We start from the raw sequence: 17,120 nt of genomic DNA on the forward strand, positions 1-17,120 counted from the left end.
GCGTGATCGACGCTACTCGCCAACATCGCTTGGTGGTGGCGCCGTTCACTCGACCGGATGGCATATCCCGTGTGGGTCTTCCGTGGCGAGGTGGTGACGGTGTATCTTCCCGCCTCCACCCCGCTCACAAGGAGTTCACCTGGTGTACTCCTTGACGATGTCGCCGACGAACTGGCGGGTCTGGTCCACGTTCAGCGCCTGGGCGCGCAGGTGCTCGTACATGACGCTGTAGCGCTGGACGTCGTTCGCCTTCTCCAGGTAGAGGTCGCTGGTGACCCCTTCGATGTAGACCACGCTGGAGTCCGCCGCGTCGGGGAACTCCAGGATGGCGTACTGCCCGTTGATGCCGGGGTGCGCCCCCATCTCGAAGGGCAGCACCTGCACGGTGACGTGGGGCAGCTGCGACTGCTCGATGAGGTGTTCCAGCTGCTCGATCATGACCTGCTTGCCGCCGACGCGCCGGCGCAGGGCGGATTCGTCGATGACCGCCCAGAGCCGCAGGGGGTGTTCGGGGGCGTTGACCCGGTCCTGGCGGCGGGCCCGGACGTTCACCCGCTTCTCGATGTCGGTCGGCGGGGCCTCGGGCAGCGCGCCGTTGATCAGGGCTTCCGCGTAACTCCGCGTCTGCAGCAGCCCCGGGACGACCTGGGGCTCGTAGACCCGGAGTGACTCGGCGTCGGTCTCCAGACCGATGTACACGCTGTAGGGGATGTCGCCGAACGCGTGCCACCAGCCCTGCTGGCGGGAGTCCTTCGCCATCTGCATCAGCGAGTCGACGACGCGGTGGTCCTCGACCTCGTACACCCCGCAGAGGTCGCGGACGTCGCGCTGGCTGATGGAGCGGCGGCCGTTCTCCAGGCGGCTGATCTTCGACTGCGAGACCAGCAGCCTCTCCGCCACCTCCTCGGCCGTCATGCCCTTGATCTCGCGGAGGCGGCGCAATTCCTGACCCAGCCGGCGTCGCCTGACGGTGGGATTGACGTTGGTGGGCACGGGAACGGCACCTCCGGCTATGCAGCTCTTGTAGCTGTGCGTGTCTACTGCTCAGCAGATTGCCACCCGCGCACCCGGCCGCGCTGGGAAACGGCCACACGCGCCGGCGCACGCAAAAAGCGCGGGGCAGCCGGTGGATCCGGCTGCCCCGCGCCTGGTGCGGCTCCCGAACCGGGTCATGGGGACGTCGGTGCGGCGGTATGTGGAACTCCACGCAAGTGTCCGCGCGGTCGTGCGGTCAGTGGACGGAGGTGTGCGCCATGCTTCCGCGGCGCGCTTGCGCTTGCGGCTGCAACGGCACGCCTGCCGCCTGCTGGTTACGGCGTGGCTGGACGGCCACACCGTTCTGGACGTCCATCACGGCATGCGCCACGAGACCGCCCATCGGGTCGTGTCTGATCAGGTCCCGGAGCCGTGAGCGCGATGAACGCCCCTCGTTCCCGGGGTACAGGTGCTTGCCGAGACCGACCGCGTGGGCCAGTGCGGCGAGCGCCGCGGTCCGCGGGTCCGGCGGTACACCGGTGCGGATCGCACTGTCCAGCCGGGACCTGATGTCCCGGCTGATCGCCGTGTCCGTCGCCTGGTAGCGAGTCGTCGGCAGCACTCCGCACATCTGGCCCGCCACGGCATGAACCATGCCGCACCGCTCCAGATGAGCGAGATAGATCTGGCGAAGTCCCAGTCGGGGCCCGCCGATCCAGTGGACCGCCCGAACCGGACTGCCACGACGGCGCAGCAGTTCCAGTGCGGAGTCCAGAGTCGGATCTCCTGTCGGCCGTGGCATCACCACGGCGATACGATCCCCGTCAGGGGCTATCCGTCCTGCCAGAGCCAGCTCCACTAGCTGTGCCCCGGCCAGGCCGAGGTCGAGCGACTGCGGCTGCGCTGTGGTACCCGTTGTCGGGTCCAGAGCGAGCAGCAGAAGCTCCTCCGGAATTGTTCTGCGGCTCCTGCCCATCCATGCCTCCCCGCGTGGATGTCTGACAGGGTGACCCCTCTCACATTGGTCTGTCGAGGGTGCCTGGGTGCTTTGTGAGGGAACCGTTAGGTATGTCGTTCTCGTCTAGCGGCTCGTCCAAGGGTTCACACAGGACACTGGTAGATGGTTCGGACAGTGCGGGCATGACCCCGCGGCGCACAAAGGAGGCATCGGTGGCGGGCGAGTCCCCCGGCAAGTCGGAGCAGCGGAAGTCGTCGGGGACGGCTGAGGAACGCGATCCGCGTCTCGCCGTGTTCCGTGAACCGGGCGCTGCGGCGGACGGGAGTACGGCGGATGCCGCGACGGACAGCGCGACGGCGGTCTTCCGCGTGCCGCGCTCCGCGGAGGCGGACGCCTCCGAGGGGGCCCCGGGACCCCTGAAGGGCGCGGAGGGCGCCGAGGGCGCCTCCACGGCCCGTGGAGAGGCAGCGGAGGGCGAGGCGGCCGGAGAGGGCGAGGAGACCGGCGCGGCTGCGACGGCACCGGGTGCGCCGGGTTCGGTGGGCTCCGAGGAGTCCGGGAAGCCGAAGGGCTCCCAGGACGCCGAGGACGCCGAGGACGCGCAGGACTCCGACTCCGACTCCGACTCCGAGGACGCTGAGGACTCCGGGGCCGTCGACGCCTCCGTGGGCGGGTCCGCCACGGACGCCGACGCGGGAGTGGAGCGCGGCGTGAAGGGAGCGCCCGCCGAGGCGGAAGCCGCTCCGGCCGCGCGGCCCGAAGCCGGCTCGGACGGCGAGCCGTCCGACGCCCGGCTCCGTGCCGTCGTCGCGGAATGGGTCGCGGGCGAGGACGACGAGGCGGAGGCAGCCCGGTCCGGTACGGCCGGTGGCCGGGCCACGCCCGCCGAGGACGACGCCACCACCGAGGAGACCGACGCCCCGGCGCAGGCCGGCGCCGACACTCCCGCGAAGACCGACGCCCCCGCACAGGTCGAGGACGAGGACGAATCCCCGGCCGACGTCGAGGACGAGGTGCCTGTCGAGGACGAGGTGCCGGTCCAGGACGAGGCGCCCGTCGAGGACGACGTGCCGGTCCAGGACGAGACGCCCGTCGAGGACGACGTGCCCGTCCACGACGAGGTCGACGACGCTGCCGCCGAGGACGCCGCCGACGGCACCCCCGCCGCCCGCGACGCCTCCGCCGGCGCTCCCCGCATCCCGAAGACCCGCGAGGAGTCCCCGGCGGCAGAGACCGCCGCTGAGGCCGACGCCCCTGCCGAGCCCGCCGGCAAGTCCGCCGAGGACGGCCGTGAGCCGGCCGGGAAGGGCGACAAGGCCGGGGTCTCCGCCGTCGCCGAGCCCAAGGCTGACCAGCGAGGAATCGATCATCCGACCACCGCCTTCAAGGCGCCGCGGGTCCAGCAGGTCGACCAGCCGACGACCGCGCTGAAGCTCCCCCCGAGGGAGGACGCCCGGAAGCCCGCCTCCTGGGGTGCGAAGGCCTCCGGGGCCTCGGCCGCCCCCGAGGCCCCCGCCGAGCGGACCAGCAAGTTCGTGCCGCTGCGCTCGGACGACGTACGCCCCGCGCCCCCCGTCATCGGTCCCACCGTGACGCCGGACGTCTCGATCGCCGCGGGCGCTCCGGGAGCGCCGGGAGCCGGTCTCACCGAGGCCGAGCGGACCCGGCAGCAGCCCATGCCGCCCAAGCCGCCGCTCGACCTCCTCGCCGAACTCACGAACACGCCGCCGCCCCCGGAGACGCCGGTCCGCACCGCCGTCCGGCGGGTCAAGATCTGGACGCCGCTGCTGCTCCTCCTGGTGATCGTCTTTGCGATCGCGCAGGCGATGAGGCCGCTGCCGGAGCCCACGCTGACGCTCACCGCCTCGCCGACGTACACCTTCGGCGGCGAGAAGCTGGACATGCCGTGGCCCGCGGAGGGACAGGGCGCGGTCGAGGTCGAGGGCGTCGGAACCCTCGGCTCGTACGGGGCGGACAAGCCCGCGCCGATCGCGAGTATGGCGAAGGTCATGACCGCCTACGTGATCCTCCAGGGGCACCCGATCACCGGCAAGGAGACCGGTGACCGGATCACGGTGGACAAGCAGGCGGCCGAGGAGGCAGCCAACACGGACGAGTCGATGGCGGGCATCAAGGAGGGCGACACGTACACGGAGCGCCAGATGCTCCAGATGCTGATGATCCCCTCGGGGAACAACGTGGCCCGTCTGCTGGCCCGCTGGGACGCCACGACCGAGAAGGCCTTCGTTGAGAAGATGAACGCCGCGGCCGAGGACCTCGGCATGACCAACTCGACCTACACAGACCCGAGCGGCCTGAAGTCCTCCACCATGTCGACCCCGGCCGACCAGATCGCCCTGGGCAAGGCGGTCATGCAGAACGACATCTTCCGGGAGATCGTGAACATGCCGCAGGCCGACATCCCGGGCGTCGGCAAGATCTACAACAACAACACCATCCTCCTGGAGGACGGGGTCAACGGCATCAAGACGGGATCCTCCACCCCCGCCGGCGGCAACCTCCTCTGGACCGCCGACACCGTCGTGGACGGCAAGAACCGCAGGATCATCGGTGCGGTGATGGGCGCCGACACCGACGGCACCCTGTACGCGAAGCTGGAGCGTGCCATCCAGAACAGCCTCACGCTGATCCGGGCCGCCCAGAAGGGCGTCGACTCCGCGACCGTGGTCAAGAAGGGCCAGGTCGTCGGCTACGTCGACAACGGCTTCGGCACGCGGACCCCCGTGGTCGCCACCAAGGACCTGAAGGCGGTCGGCTGGGGCGGGCTGAAGGTGGATCTCGATCTCGGCGCCGGTGACGAGCCGCTCCAGCAGACGGCGAAGGCGGGAACCGTCGTCGGAGAGGTGACGGTCGGCACGGGCACGGGCAAGGTCTCCTCCCCCGTCGCGCTGCAGAGCGAGATGGCCGAGCCCGGCTTCGGGGACAAGTTCACCCGCATCACCTGAGCCGCCCGGCTGAGCTGCTCGTACGGCCCCCTGTCCCGCAGTCGCGGGGCGGGGGGCCGTCCCGTGGGGCAGCGCGGACAAAATGCCGCGTGCTAGCGTCCCGAAAGCAACGGATGGGCGCCGGGACGCGTCCTTCCGCACGGATGAGGCCGCAGTACACCGACGGTTCGGCAGGCCCGGGCGAGGACGGGGAGAGTCGCAGTGACCACCGCTGAGCCGACGCGGGCGAAGGACGGACCGCCCGCCGCGAGCGTGCCCGTGCGCATTCCGGCTCAGGCCACCGGCGGCGAGGGGCACCCGGACGGCTCGGCGAGGAGCCGCCTGCGGCGCCACCCCGTGCTGCTGACGACCGCCGTCGCCGCGGTGGCGCATCTGCTCTGGTTCTTCTTCTTCGCCAACAGTGGCGGCGACATCGCCGCCCAGGACGCCTGGGCCGAGTTCGTCGGCCGCCACCCGGGTACTGCGTACAACCTCGCGTGGTACGGCGGGATGCACCCGGTCTCGTACAGCGTGGTCTCCCCGTACCTGATGTCAATGCTCGGCGTCCGTACGACGATGATGATCGCCGGCACCCTGTCCTCGGCGCTCACCGCGCTGATCCTGGTCCGGGTGCCCGCGGTCCGCAATCCGCTGGCGTGTGCGTTCGCCGGGGTCTTCGCGTACCTGTGCAACGCCCTGTCCGGCCGGGTGACGTTCGGGCTCGGCATGATGTTCGCGGTGGGCGCGGTCGCCGCCGTCTTCTGCTGGCCCCACCGCTGGCGGTACAAGCGGTGGGCGAAGGCCGTCGTCGCCGCGCCGCTCGCCGCGCTGGCCACGGCGGGCAGCCCGGTCGCCGGGCTCTTCCTCGGTGTGGTCGCCGCGGCGCTCTTCCTGAACAAGAGACGCCCCGGGGCGTACGCGATCGGGCTGCCCCCGGTCGTGGTCGTGGTCCTGTCGGCGTGGCTGTTCCCCTTCTCGGGTACGCAGCCCATGTCGCTCGGGACCCTCTCCCTGCCCTTCGTCTTCTCCGTCCTGGTGTTCTTCCTCGTGCCCCGGACCTGGTACACCGTGCGCACGGCTGCCGCCGTGTACGGCGTCGGGACGTTGCTCACCTATGTGATCGACTCGCAGATCGGCTCGAACGTCTCGCGCATGGCGATGCTGGTCGCCGGCGTCGTCCTGCTCGCCGCCCTTCCGTACACGGCGCCCCGCACCCGCCGGTGGTACGCGCTGGTCATCGCCTTCGCCGGGCTGAACTTCTGGATCGGTTTCAAGGGCGTCGACGACATCGTCCGCACGGCGCCCACCGCCTCCTGGAACCGCGAGCTGGCCCCCCTGGTCAACCAGCTCCAGAAGGCGGGGGCGGAGCGGGGCCGGGTCGAGGTGGTCCCGGCGAGCAGCCACCGGGAGGCCTCGGCGCTGGACTCGTACGTGAATCTGGCCCGCGGCTGGAACCGGCAGGCGGACATGGAACGCAACCCGCTCTTCTACGACGACACCCTCGACGCCGAAAACTACCGGGAGTGGCTGGACCGCTGGGCCGTGCACTTCGTGGTGCTGCCCGCAGGCAAGCCGGACTCCAGCGGGGCCCAGCAGGAGGCGAGCCTCGTCGAGAAGGGGCAGCCCTATCTGAAGGCAGTCTGGAGCGACGCCAACTGGAAGCTGTTCCGCGTCCTGGACCCGGTGCCCCTGGCCGACCCGCCCGCCACGGTGGAACGGGCGGGCGCCGACGAGCTGACGATCCGGGTGCGGTCCGCGGGCCGGGTCCTGATCCGCATCCCGTACTCCCGCTGGCTCGCCGTCGTGGACGGTGAGGGCAAGGCGGTGGAGCGCCCGCAGGAGACGGAGGAGTCCAAGCGGCGTTCGGCGAAGGACGAGAACGCGCCCAAGGACTTCACGAACGCCCACGGCTGCCTGATCAAGGTGGACGAGGACGGCGACGAGTGGACCGAACTGCTCGCCCCGCGCCCCGGGGTCTACCGCCTGGCGGCTCCCTACCAGTTCCAGCCCGGCACACCGTGCCCGGAGGAGCTGCGCTGATCCTGCCGGATCCCTCCCTCCGGGCGGCCCGCACTGGCAAGGTGTCCTGTCATGAGGTGCCAACGGTGCGGCGGCGAGCACATCGGCGGGCTGCCGGGCATGGGCTGCCCCCGGTGCGGTTCCGTCGGGCGTTCTCCGGCGGGGAACGACTCCTGGATCGCGCGGGAGACGCTGGCGGGCAGGCTCTCCACGCTGCCCCGGCGACGGAAGGCCCTGCTGGCGGCGGGAGTCGTGGTGGCCGCCGGGAGCCTGGCCACCGCGGTGTCGCTGCTGGTGACGGGTGAAGGGGGAGGGCGCCCCGAGGCGGCGGGCCGCGCGGGCGCCGTGCCGGCGCCGATCGGCGGCGGAGTCCCGACCCGGATCGTGCCGGAGGACCCGGGCCTGCCCGGCGATCCCGCACCGAGCGGGCCGAGTGCACCGCCGAGCGGTCCCGCGGACACGGGCCGCTACCGCTACTCGGCGTGGGCGGGGCCCGGCTGCACCACCGGCGTCTACGAGGAGTTCGGGCGCTTCGAGAGCGGGGACGCGGGCTGGTACACCGTCGAAGCGGGCGGCTTCGAGGGGATCACCTGCGACGGCCGGTTCAGCGCCGTCCCGATGTCGGGCAGCCCGGTGGAGACGCGGGGGAGCAGCGCCGTCTGGTCCTGGCACCTGGGCGACGGTTTCCGCGAGTGCGCGCTCACGGTGTTCGTGCCCCGGAGCATCCGCGACACGGACGTGGCGGGTGACCCCTCCGTCTACCGGGTCCGCTCCGACCCGCGTGACCCCGATTCCGCCTACACGGGCTTCTCGGTGCGCCAGCCCGGCCACCGGGGGACCTCCGTGGCCGTGGGGACGTATCCGGTCAAGGGCGACACCTTTGCCGTGCAGCTGACCGACCGGGGCCGCGACTGGGGCGACGCGTCGCGGGTGGGGGCGCACCACGCGGCGGCGCAGATGAAGGCGTCCTGCCGCTGACCTGCCCGACCGGGCCGCGGCGGCGTCGCGTACGGGGTCACCGCACGAACGCGGCGTCCCGTTCCGCCAGGCGCGCGGCGGGCCCGGCGGCCCGGAGCACCACGTCCAGTGCGCGATCCGGGTCCGCCGCGTAACATCCGCTCGCCCAGGCCGCGTTGGCCTCGACGACCGCCCACCGTCCCGTAGCGGTGATGCCGACGTCGACGACGATCGCGGACGGCACGGTGTGTCCGGTGGCGGAGAGGAGCTCGTGGCCGAACGCGCGCGCCTCGGCGGAGAGCGGGGCCGGGCGCAGCTGCCCCGAGACGCCGTACCTGCTGCCGGTGTGGACCCGCCCGTCGAGGAGGTACAGCCGGAACTCCTCGTCGAACCCGAGGACGTCGCTCACCAGGACCACCGTCTCCGGATCGACCGCGTCCGGTCCCGGCAGCCGGGACCCGTCCGCGTAGACCAGCGCCGGAATGCTCTCGTCGTTCGGTGACTTGACGAAGACCGGTCGGCGCAGCCCGTACGCCTCACGGATCGGCACGGCACGGATCTCGCGCCGTACGAACGCGGCGGGGAGCCGGGCCAGCCAGTCGGCGGGAGCCTCGAGCAGGGCGACGGCCAGAGCCGGGGCCACGGCGTCCGCGAAGGAGGGACCGGCGTGCAGATACGCGTCCTCCTCGCGCAGAGCGTCCGGCACGTCGTGGACCAGCAACTGCACGGTACGCATGCCCCGCCGCCGCGCCGCCTCGCGCAGGGCCCGGGCGGAGGCGGTGAGGCGGGGCGGGAGTATGAGGGCCATGGGCCCAGATCCTGCCTCAGTGGGCAGACACGGCCCACGGAATATCGCTCGACAGCCCATACCGGATCGGTTTGCATGGGCCGGATGCACGCCGAAGAGACGAAGACCGACGTGGCACTCGTACGACGCCTGCTGGCCGCCCAGTTTCCCGCCTGGGCGGATCTTCCCGTCGAGCCGGCTGCCTCGCACGGCACGGTGAACGCGATCTACCGGCTGGGCGCGGACCTGACTGTGCGGCTTCCCCGGGGCGAAGCCGGTTCGAACGACGTGGCGGCCGAGCACCGCTGGCTGCCCCGCCTCGCCTCCCAGCTCCCCTTCGCCGTACCCGTGCCCCTCGCCGAGGGGGTGCCGGGCGAGGGATACCCCTGGTCCTGGTCGGTGTACGGCTGGCTCGAAGGCGAGAATCCGGCCGTGGGCTCGGGCCGAGCGGAACTCGCCGCCGACCTCGCCGAGTTCGTCCTCGCGCTGCGCCGCGTCGACACCGCCGGAGGCCCGCCCGCCTACCGCTGCGAACCACTGGCCGCGCGCGACACGGCCACCCGTGCTGCCCTGGACGCGCTGCACGGGGTCATCGACACCGGTACGGCGGCCACCGCCTGGTCGGAGGCTCTGGATGCCCCTGAGCCGCAGGGTCGCGCCGTATGGGTCCACGGAGACCTCCAGCCGGGCAACGTCCTGGTCGCGGGCGGCCGGTTGAGCGCGGTCATCGACTTCGGCTGCATGGGTGTGGCCGACCCCGCGGTGGACCTGATCCCCGGCTGGTACCTGCTGTCGGCAGGAGCGCGGCGGATCTTCCGTGCGGCGGTCGGCGCGGACCGGGCGACCTGGGCGCGGGCGCGCGGCTGGGCCCTGTCCGTGGCGCTCATGGAGCTCTCGTACTACCGGACCTCGAACCCGGTGATGGCCGGGACGGCACGGCACGTGATCGCCGAGATCCTGGCGGAGGCGGAGGCGGAGACGGAGACGGAGGCGCAGAGGTGGACGTAGGCGTGGAGGTGGGTGTCAGCACCGGGCGCCGGCGCACGCTGCGGCCGCCGGCACAGCCAGGCGCCGAACGGGCCCTGGAGGGAGGGGAGTAGTGGGAGATTCGGCATTGCGGAGAGCGGACCCGGGCCGGCGCCCACCGAGCCGGTGACGGCACTGGCGGAGCAACGAGGCCTGGGTGCCTGGGGCAGAGCGACCTACCTCCCGAAGAAGGGCCTGTTCCTCCGGAAGTGGGAGGGATCACGGCTGTACTTCTTCGACAACGGCCTCGTCGTCACGGGCCCCGGCGGCTACCGGGCGGCGTACGACTGGGAGACGGCGAGCGTTCTGCAGAGCATCACCACGGTCAACGGCTCAGCCGTGGCGGACGTCAGATGCACGCTGTTCGACCGGAGCGGGGCCGCCGTGGGCATCGGACGTGGCCTCGACATGGTCCTCCCGCGCCGGCGGGAGGAGCTCGGCATCAGGTCACTGGTGAAGGGCGCGCCATTCACCTTCGAGGGCGACTGGGGTCCGTACATCCAGCAGATGATCACCGGCGCCCAGATGACCCGCGTGCTGGAACGCCTCGCGCAGGGCGAGACCGTGCGCTTCGGCGCGGTGGCGCTGAGCGGCGCGGGCGTATCGGTGAAGGCTCGTTCCGCCGCGTGGACCGACCTGACGCGGATCGGCCCCTCCAACGGCCACCTCACCTTCCCGGCCGCGCACCGCCGGGGTCAGGCCCTGCCGCCGGTGCCCGTCTCACACGTCGCCAACCTGCACCTGTTCTGCGACATCTGCCGGCGCATGGGCTGCGCCTGAGACGGGCCCTTCGCCCCCTCCGCCCCCTTCGGCGCCAGGGGCTCCTCGCCTCCCTTGGGCGCTACCGGCTCCGCGCGAACCACACGGCGGCGAACACGGCGAGGCCGGCGACGGCGAGCACGGTGACGGCTGCGGCGATCAGGGTGCCCGCGCCCAGGGTTGCGATCATGTGCGTCTCCTCGGATGCCTGCCGTCAGCCGGCTGACGGCGGTGGCCACGGCACGCGATCGTGTGCCGTAGGGAGACGAACATGGCATCGTGCGCCCGTTGTCGTAACCCGAAACGGAAAGTCCTGAGGACCTTCTGAGCTTGAACTCCCAGGTGCAGTAGTACCGGGCCCGCCGGCGCCGTGTCGCTCGACGGTCAGCGGGCGAAACCCGACTCCCAGGTCCAGGCCGCGATCTCGACCCGGTTGCGGACCCCCAGTTTGCTCTGGATGTTGGTGAGATGCGTCTTCACCGTCCCCGCGCTGATGTGCAGAGCGGCGGCGATCTCCATGTTCGTGTGTCCCCGGGAGACCAGGGCGGCGACCTCGGTCTCGCGCTGGGAGAGGGGCGAAGGACGCGCCGGGGCGGCTGCCGCGGCGGGGCGGGCGAACTGCTGGAGCAGGCGGACGGTGATGGAGGGGCTGATCAGGGCCTCGCCGGAGGCCGCGGAGCGGACTGCCTCGGCCAGCAGACGAGGACCCGCGTCCTTGAGGAGGAAGCCGCAGGCTCCGGCGTGCAGAGCCTGATGGACGTACTCGTCGTCGTCGAAGGTCGTCACCATGACGACCTTCGGGGTGTGCGCCGCCCCGGGACGGTGGAGGTGCCTCAGCGCCTCGATGCCGTTCAGCCGCGGCATGCGGATGTCCATCAGGACCACGTCGGGGCGGTGCTGGTCGGCCTGCTGGATCGCGGCGACCCCGTCGGCGGCCTGGGCGACGACCTCGATGTCGTCCTCGGCTCCCAGGATCATGGCCATGCCGGTGCGGACGATCGTCTGGTCGTCCGCGAGAAGGACACGGATGGTCATCAGGACACCTGCCGGAGAGGGAGAGGGAGATCGAGCTCGACGTGCCAGCCGGTCTCGGGGCCGGGGCCGGGGCCGGGGCCTGCGGTCAACGTGCCTCCTGCGGCGTCCGTGACCTCGCGCAGGCCGCGCAGTCCGTAGCCGGAGCCGTCGGACGGGACGTGAGTACCGTCGTCGGTTATCCGCGCGGTGACCCGGCGGCGCGAAACGTCGAGGTGCACCTGTGCGTCGGTGCAGTCGCGGGCGTGCTTGCGGACGTTGGTCAGCGCCTCCATGACCACGCGTTCCACGAGGTGGGCGGCGTTCGCGGGGAGACTGTCGGCCGGGCCGGTCTCGGTGAAGACCACCGTGGCACCAGGCAGCCGGCACTCGGCGACGAGAGCGCGGACGGCGCCCGTGCCCGGTGCCTGTGCGTGCGGCAGGGTGTCGTCCCGCAGGGCGCCGACCATCTTGCGCATGGCGGTCAGGGCTTCGGCTCCGGTGGTCTCGATCAGTTCGAGGGCGTCACCCACCGCCTGCGGTCTCTTCGCCGCCACGGCCCGGGCACCCTGTGCCTGGACCACGATGCCGGATATGTGGTGAGCCACGAAGTCGTGCAGGTCGCGGGCGAAGCCCAGTCGCTGTTCGAGTCTGATCTGAGCTTCGCGCTGCCGGCGGGAGACGGCGACCAGCCGGCTGGTGAGGCCGGAGGCGAGCGCTCCGCCGGCCAGCAGAGTCAGGATGAGCGCGAGGATGCTGCTGGACTCGTCCACCTCGACCACCAGCGGACGCAGGATGAGCGCGGTCATGAGCAGCGGCAGGGCGACGGCGGTGCCGGCCGGGGAGCCCCGCCGTGCCGTCACGTGCAGCAGCACCATCAGGGCGGCCGGCTCGAACAGGGTGTAGGCGTCGGAGGCGTCGTCCAGGTTCGTACCGCCGCGCGCCATCACACCCAGTCCGGCCGAGCAGGCCAGCGACACCACGGCCACACCGCACGCAGCCCACGCCAGTGGCGCGGGGGGCAGCTTGATGCCCACGGCCGGAAAGGCCCCCGCCCCCGCCACGGCCGTCGACACGAACAACACGATCCCGGTGCCCTGATGTTCGAGGGTGCCGACGCTCAAGTCGATCAGCAGGGCCACCCCGAGGACGCAGAACAACAGGGCGCTGCCTACGAACCGGCCGACGGCCGCGGCGCGCGGTGATTTGAACATGGTCAGACCCTAGCCGCGCTCGCCGAGGGGGACGCTCTGCCGAAAGTCGTAGCCGTCCGCCGGAGAATGGGCCTTTCGGAAGATCCGCGGGGCCTGGCCCCGGAAGGAAAGTGGAGCACGTCAGCGCAGCTCGCCCCGACCGAAGGATCGCCCCTCATGGACATTCGCATCCAGGTGGACTCCGCACCCGTTCTCGGACCCCTGCTCGTCCTGTTCGCCGTCGGCACCGTCGTCCAGGTGTGGCGCGGAGCGTGGAACAAGCGTCGCGCCCTGCTTCAGCTCGCCGCAGCTGTCTACGTGGCCGCCGTACTGTCCCTGACGGTCTTTCCGCTGAACGTGACGTGGGGCGAATACGCCAACCAGGCTTCCTGGGTCGGGCAGATCAACCCCGTACCGCTGCTCACCGCCGACGTCACCATGATCCCCAACGTCATCATGATGGTGCCGGCCGGCTTCCTGCTGCCGCTGTTGTTCCGCCACGCGACCTCATGGTCGCGGGCGGCTCTGATGACGGCGGCGGCCAGCCTGTTCCTGGAAGCCGCGCAACTGCTGTCCTACATCGTCCTGAACAACGGCCGCTCCGTGGACATCAACGACGTCCTGGCCAACACGCTCGGCGGAATCGCGGGCTACGCCCTGGTGACGCTCGCCCTGCGCGCACCGGCCCTGAGCGGGCCGCTCCTGGCAGCCTCGCTGCCCCGCTCCGCCGCGCTCCAGGACGACCGCCGCCGGACAGCACCCGCCGGCACACCTGGACAGGCCCCGATCGCGGCCCCTGTCGTCCGACCTTGACCCCACGCTCCCATTGCTTCTTCCTTTGCCTCTTCCGCCGCACTCGGGGTGTACGGCGCGTACGCCCGCTCCTGAACACCTTTTGATCATTCCGGGAAGGAAACCCGCCCCCATGAACCGCCGTCTGCGCAACGCCCTCGTCGTCACCGTCGCTGTCACCGCCGGATTCCTGACAACCGCCTGCGGGGAAAGCAGGACCGGAGCCTCGCCCGTCGCCGAGTCCGACGCCGGCACCCCTGAGGCCGCCGCTCCGGCTTCGCCCGAGAAGTCCCAGGAGCCCCAGAAGTCCCAGGACAAGACCGCGGACTCCGGTTCCGGCCAGGCTGAGGGCAGCGCGGCGGACGCCTCCGAGGACTCTTCCTCCACCTCCTCCTCGGGCTCCTCGGAGGCAGGCGACAAGACCGGGTACGGCCAGCCCTGCGGCACGAACGACCTGGACTGGAACGGTGAGGAGAAGACCCAGGCAGGCGGCTACTACCAGATCAGCGTCAAGGCGAAGTCGGGCATCACCTGCGTCCTGCCCGGGGGCCTGCCCGTCATCGCCTTCGGCTCGGGCGGCACGGAGGCCGGGCCCGCGGAGCAGTCCGCCGGCGAGGAGATCACCTTGTCCGGCGGCAAGACGGTGTACGCCGGGGTGAGCCCGAAGAGCACCAACAGCGACGGCAGCACCGAGTACAGCACGGCCATCGTCTCCGTCACCGGCGACGACCCGAACCCCATCTCGCTCAATGTCGGCAGTGTTCTCGTCGACAAGCCGATCGTCACGAACTGGCACACCGATCCGCAGGCCGCCGTCCCCTTCACCTCCTGAGACCCGCCCCGGCAACTGGGCGAGCGAGCGCGGGATGCGCCTCCCGGCCCACCGGACGCAGGCGCTCGCCCTCCGGGCGGGCCGGCGTCACCGGATGTGCCGATTCACCCGTCCGGATCTCCCGGACTGCCCAGAGTGTGCGATCGGCATCACGCTGGAGGACAAGCTCGTAGGAGGGCCGGAGACTCGGCCGGACGTCCTCGTTCCGGGGGTGCCATGACGAACTGTCCGCCGTGCTGTCCACCCTCCAGGAGCGTGATCATGGCCCGGAATCGCCGGCTGATCCTGAGCTCGCCGCCCGAGATCTGGCGCCTGCTCTCGGACGGCCGCCGCTACGGGGAGTGGGTGACCGGGACCCAGGAGGTCCTCGCCGTGGACCCGCACTGGCCGGACGTCGGCGCCCGGCTGAAAGTCCGCATCGGGGCCGGTCCTGTCACCCTCGACGACACCTGTGTGGTCCGTATCTCCGAGCCGGGACACCGCCTGCAACTGGAAGCGAAGGCAGGCCCCTTCGGCGCAGCTCGCATCGCCATGTCGTTGACCCCCTGGGGCGAGCACACCCTTTTCACGCTCGACTGGCATCCACTCCGGGGCCCGGGCACGCGGATGCACGGCCTCCCCGTGGACTACGCCGTCGCGATCCGCAACGGCATGATGCTGACGAAGCTGGCCCGGATCGCGGTACGTGAACATGTCGCGAGCGACCGGCACCGGTGAGTGGACGTACGCCGTCGTCGCTGTCAGCTCAGGATGTCAGACAGCACGAGGCACGATGCTCACCGCGCGATAGTCATACCCGTCCTGCTTGAAGCCAGGGGCTTCCCACGTGAGGTCGACCTGCTGCCCGCTCGCCGGTGTGCGCAAGCCTGCCGCCTGGATGTCGGCGTAGTGGCCGAAGCAGCCGCCGGGGGTCTCGGGTGAGTCGAGAACACCCCACCTCTCCTCGTCGTTCCACTCGCGGACAGTCGCAGTCACCATGGACGGAACTCTGGGGCTTCCACCGTGCCGACGCGGCCGGCGCCGGAGCCCGGGAAGGCGGAGCGCTGCCTCACCACCCCCGCGCCGAGCGCAGGGCGGTCTCCGCCGGTCCATTGCCACGCCGGCAACGCAAATCGGACGGCGCCCCTCAGCGATCGCTCCGGTTTCCGCCTTGCTGATGGCGCAAGCGACCATTTCGCGCTGCCACGGGCAGAGGCTTCACCGGCCAGGTCAGCGACCGGCCGTAACCCAAGCCAGCAGGGCGTTGCCACGAGCGCACGGTTGTTCCCCCTCCACGGTGATCGTTCGTTCCGGCCCGCACGGACCCAGGAGAAGACGCCAGGGTGGCAACTGCTCTGCACGCATCCTCGGACTGTGGGACGGGGCGGGGCGTGCCGGCCAGGCGACTGCGGTTGTGGATCAACCGGGGCGACCATGTGTCGGGGCAAGACGTTGAAGCAGGTGCAGAAGGAGGCGTCTATCCGCCGGTTTCGTCCGAGCGCGCCGGGCCGGCCAACTGCGTTCCGGGCGGGGGGCCGAGCGCGGCTGCGAGGGCCCTCGCGGTCTCGTCCGTGCTCGCGTTCAATGTGGCGTCGACCCGTGCCCTTCGCAACTCGTACGGGTCCGGTCCGATGCTGTCGTCGGCCAGTGTGTGCGTGCCGGACGGGTGTGTTGCGGGGAGTGCCGGCTGGGGGAATTCGAATAGACCGTGGGCGCCGGCCAGGCCGAGCAGCCGCATGAGTTGGGCCCCGGCCCCGAACAGGCCCACTGTGTTGCGGGTGCGGGCCCGGAGTAGCAGGTTCAGGCCCGAGCAGTCGCAGAACGAGAGGCCGCGCACGTCGAAGTACAGGATGTGGGGCGGGCCACGGCGGGGGGCGATGTCGAGTGCAGCCTGAAGTTGGGGGGCGGTGTCGTAGTCGAGCTCCCCGGTGAGAATCAGCAGCGGATGGCCTTGGTGGAGGCTGGTTCGTATCCGCAGGCCCCTCATGGGGACAGCTCCTCGCTGGGGCCCAAGGTGAGGTACTCGCGGATCTTGCCCCGCACCATAGGGCGTGCGTCGCCGAGAGTGAAGGGAAGGACGGGGAACTGGTCGGCCAAGTGGGCCGCGGACAGGGGTGGTCCGACGGGCACGGCTACCTTGCCCTGCTCGTTCTCCTGCCAAGGGCCATCCAGGACAGCGCGTACCCGGCGCACCCGCCCGTCGGCGATGTAGACCAGGGCGCGCAGCAGGGGCCGCTTGTCCTGAGCGATCGTGAACCACATGCGGTCCGCATCGCGCTGGGCCGGGCTGTCCTCCTCGCCGGTCTCACCGTAGACACGGCCATCGGGACCCACCTTCTCGGTGTTGCTCCCCCGGTACAGGACCAGCGCCAAGTCGGTGGCCCGCTCCCGGGCCCGGACCGTCTTGCGGTCCAACCGCAGCAGCGCGGCGGCTTCCTTCACTCCGCCGGACGCCAGCACCAGCGACCGCATGACAGCGGCACGCCGCAGCCCGAGCTCATGCTGTTGTTTCTCGATCCGGTGGAGCTCGTTGACGAGTTCCCGCATACGATTTCCCTCAATGGTGCGGATATGACTCCCCTGCATGAGGCGGACTGTCCTCTGATCCACCCTCTGTGTCAATGGAGTGGATGAGAGCGGGCATCATTGCCTCTTTCGGTGACGTAAGCAGTGTGCGCCTTATGACCTTGCTCGTATCCGGCGACATCGCGGACCATTGCTGAGCGCTTCCGAAGACGTACCCGGCCCCCGGCCCAGATGAAGCGGGGGTGACGCTCGCCACCCAACTCCCCTCGGACGGCAACGCCAAAGCCGCCGCCGCAGTCGGCGCGACCGGCGGAAACGGAGGGCTCGGTGGGTCTGGCGGTACGAGTAGCTAGGGGGAGCG

The 17,120-nt window shown here is 71.1% G+C and carries 16 protein-coding genes; 8 read left to right on the top strand and 8 right to left on the bottom strand.

What is annotated here, in order from left to right; genetic code table 11:
- Nucleotides 1-135: 135 nt before the first annotated feature.
- On the bottom strand, nt 136-993 hold the full coding sequence (locus ACFY8O_RS25985; protein ID WP_145809233.1) for a helix-turn-helix domain-containing protein: 858 nt from the start codon (nt 991-993) through the stop codon (nt 136-138).
- A gap of 238 nt (nt 994-1,231) precedes the next feature.
- Nucleotides 1,232-1,951, bottom strand: a complete 720-nt coding sequence (locus ACFY8O_RS25990) for a GOLPH3/VPS74 family protein (RefSeq protein WP_145809230.1) — start codon at nt 1,949-1,951, stop codon at nt 1,232-1,234.
- A gap of 164 nt (nt 1,952-2,115) precedes the next feature.
- On the opposite strand from ACFY8O_RS25990, the gene ACFY8O_RS25995 reads away from it, so the two are divergent.
- The 3 genes from ACFY8O_RS25995 (at nt 2,116) to ACFY8O_RS26005 (ending at nt 7,875) form a co-directional block, all read left to right on the top strand.
- On the top strand, nt 2,116-4,899 hold the full coding sequence (locus ACFY8O_RS25995) for a D-alanyl-D-alanine carboxypeptidase (RefSeq protein WP_387906294.1): 2,784 nt from the start codon (nt 2,116-2,118) through the stop codon (nt 4,897-4,899).
- Nucleotides 4,900-5,100: 201 nt separating this feature from the next.
- Nucleotides 5,101-6,918, top strand: coding sequence for an MFS transporter (locus ACFY8O_RS26000; protein WP_387906297.1), 1,818 nt, complete (start codon nt 5,101-5,103; stop codon nt 6,916-6,918).
- A 51-nt stretch (nt 6,919-6,969) separates the two neighbouring features.
- Complete coding sequence (locus tag ACFY8O_RS26005) at nt 6,970-7,875, top strand: adhesin (RefSeq protein WP_387906300.1); 906 nt, start codon at nt 6,970-6,972, stop codon at nt 7,873-7,875.
- Between the two features lie 37 nt (nt 7,876-7,912).
- Here ACFY8O_RS26005 and ACFY8O_RS26010 read toward each other — a convergent pair whose 3' ends face one another.
- Nucleotides 7,913-8,662 (bottom strand): ATP-grasp domain-containing protein, encoded by a 750-nt coding sequence (locus ACFY8O_RS26010; RefSeq protein ID WP_387906302.1) that lies wholly within the window; start codon nt 8,660-8,662, stop codon nt 7,913-7,915.
- 84 nt (nt 8,663-8,746) lie between these two features.
- Here ACFY8O_RS26010 and ACFY8O_RS26015 point away from each other — a divergent pair, with 84 nt between their 5' ends.
- Both ACFY8O_RS26015 and ACFY8O_RS26020 read left to right on the top strand, forming a co-directional pair.
- Nucleotides 8,747-9,649, top strand: a complete 903-nt coding sequence (locus tag ACFY8O_RS26015) for an aminoglycoside phosphotransferase family protein (RefSeq protein WP_387906305.1) — start codon at nt 8,747-8,749, stop codon at nt 9,647-9,649.
- Between the two features lie 144 nt (nt 9,650-9,793).
- Nucleotides 9,794-10,447, top strand: a complete 654-nt coding sequence (locus tag ACFY8O_RS26020) for a DUF6585 family protein (protein ID WP_387906308.1) — start codon at nt 9,794-9,796, stop codon at nt 10,445-10,447.
- Between the two features lie 363 nt (nt 10,448-10,810).
- Here the strand turns inward: ACFY8O_RS26020 and ACFY8O_RS26025 are convergent, their stop codons facing one another.
- On the bottom strand, nt 10,811-11,461 hold the full coding sequence (locus tag ACFY8O_RS26025) for a response regulator transcription factor (protein ID WP_145809218.1): 651 nt from the start codon (nt 11,459-11,461) through the stop codon (nt 10,811-10,813).
- Entirely contained in the window at nt 11,461-12,651 is a 1,191-nt protein-coding gene (locus ACFY8O_RS26030; RefSeq protein ID WP_387906311.1) for a sensor histidine kinase, read from the bottom strand. Before ACFY8O_RS26030 ends, ACFY8O_RS26025 begins: the two co-directional genes overlap by 1 nt.
- A 156-nt stretch (nt 12,652-12,807) precedes the next feature.
- Between ACFY8O_RS26030 and ACFY8O_RS26035 the strand changes: the two genes are divergently transcribed.
- From ACFY8O_RS26035 to ACFY8O_RS26045, 3 genes are all read left to right on the top strand, one after another.
- Nucleotides 12,808-13,443, top strand: a complete 636-nt coding sequence (locus ACFY8O_RS26035) for a VanZ family protein (protein WP_387906314.1) — start codon at nt 12,808-12,810, stop codon at nt 13,441-13,443.
- A 112-nt stretch (nt 13,444-13,555) separates the two neighbouring features.
- Nucleotides 13,556-14,254 carry a DUF4232 domain-containing protein gene (locus tag ACFY8O_RS26040; protein ID WP_387906317.1) on the top strand — a complete coding sequence of 233 codons (699 nt, stop codon included), beginning with the start codon at nt 13,556-13,558 and terminating at the stop codon, nt 14,252-14,254.
- A gap of 261 nt (nt 14,255-14,515) precedes the next feature.
- Nucleotides 14,516-14,971 carry an SRPBCC family protein gene (locus ACFY8O_RS26045; protein WP_145809210.1) on the top strand — a complete coding sequence of 152 codons (456 nt, stop codon included), beginning with the start codon at nt 14,516-14,518 and terminating at the stop codon, nt 14,969-14,971.
- Nucleotides 14,972-15,007: 36 nt separating this feature from the next.
- Here ACFY8O_RS26045 and ACFY8O_RS26050 read toward each other — a convergent pair whose 3' ends face one another.
- From ACFY8O_RS26050 to ACFY8O_RS26060, 3 genes are all read right to left on the bottom strand, one after another.
- Nucleotides 15,008-15,232: a cold shock domain-containing protein gene (locus ACFY8O_RS26050; RefSeq protein WP_387906319.1), complete on the bottom strand. Its 225-nt coding sequence runs from the start codon at nt 15,230-15,232 to the stop codon at nt 15,008-15,010.
- Between the two features lie 478 nt (nt 15,233-15,710).
- Nucleotides 15,711-16,220: an STAS domain-containing protein gene (locus ACFY8O_RS26055; protein WP_387906321.1), complete on the bottom strand. Its 510-nt coding sequence runs from the start codon at nt 16,218-16,220 to the stop codon at nt 15,711-15,713.
- A complete protein-coding gene (locus tag ACFY8O_RS26060; protein ID WP_145809204.1) occupies nt 16,217-16,780 on the bottom strand; it encodes a hypothetical protein in 564 nt (187 codons plus the stop codon). The genes ACFY8O_RS26055 and ACFY8O_RS26060 overlap by 4 nt, the downstream gene beginning before the upstream one ends.
- Nucleotides 16,781-17,120 lie beyond the last annotated feature (340 nt).

Source organism: Streptomyces argenteolus, assembly GCF_042902585.1.
GTDB classification, from domain to species: domain Bacteria; phylum Actinomycetota; class Actinomycetes; order Streptomycetales; family Streptomycetaceae; genus Streptomyces; species Streptomyces argenteolus.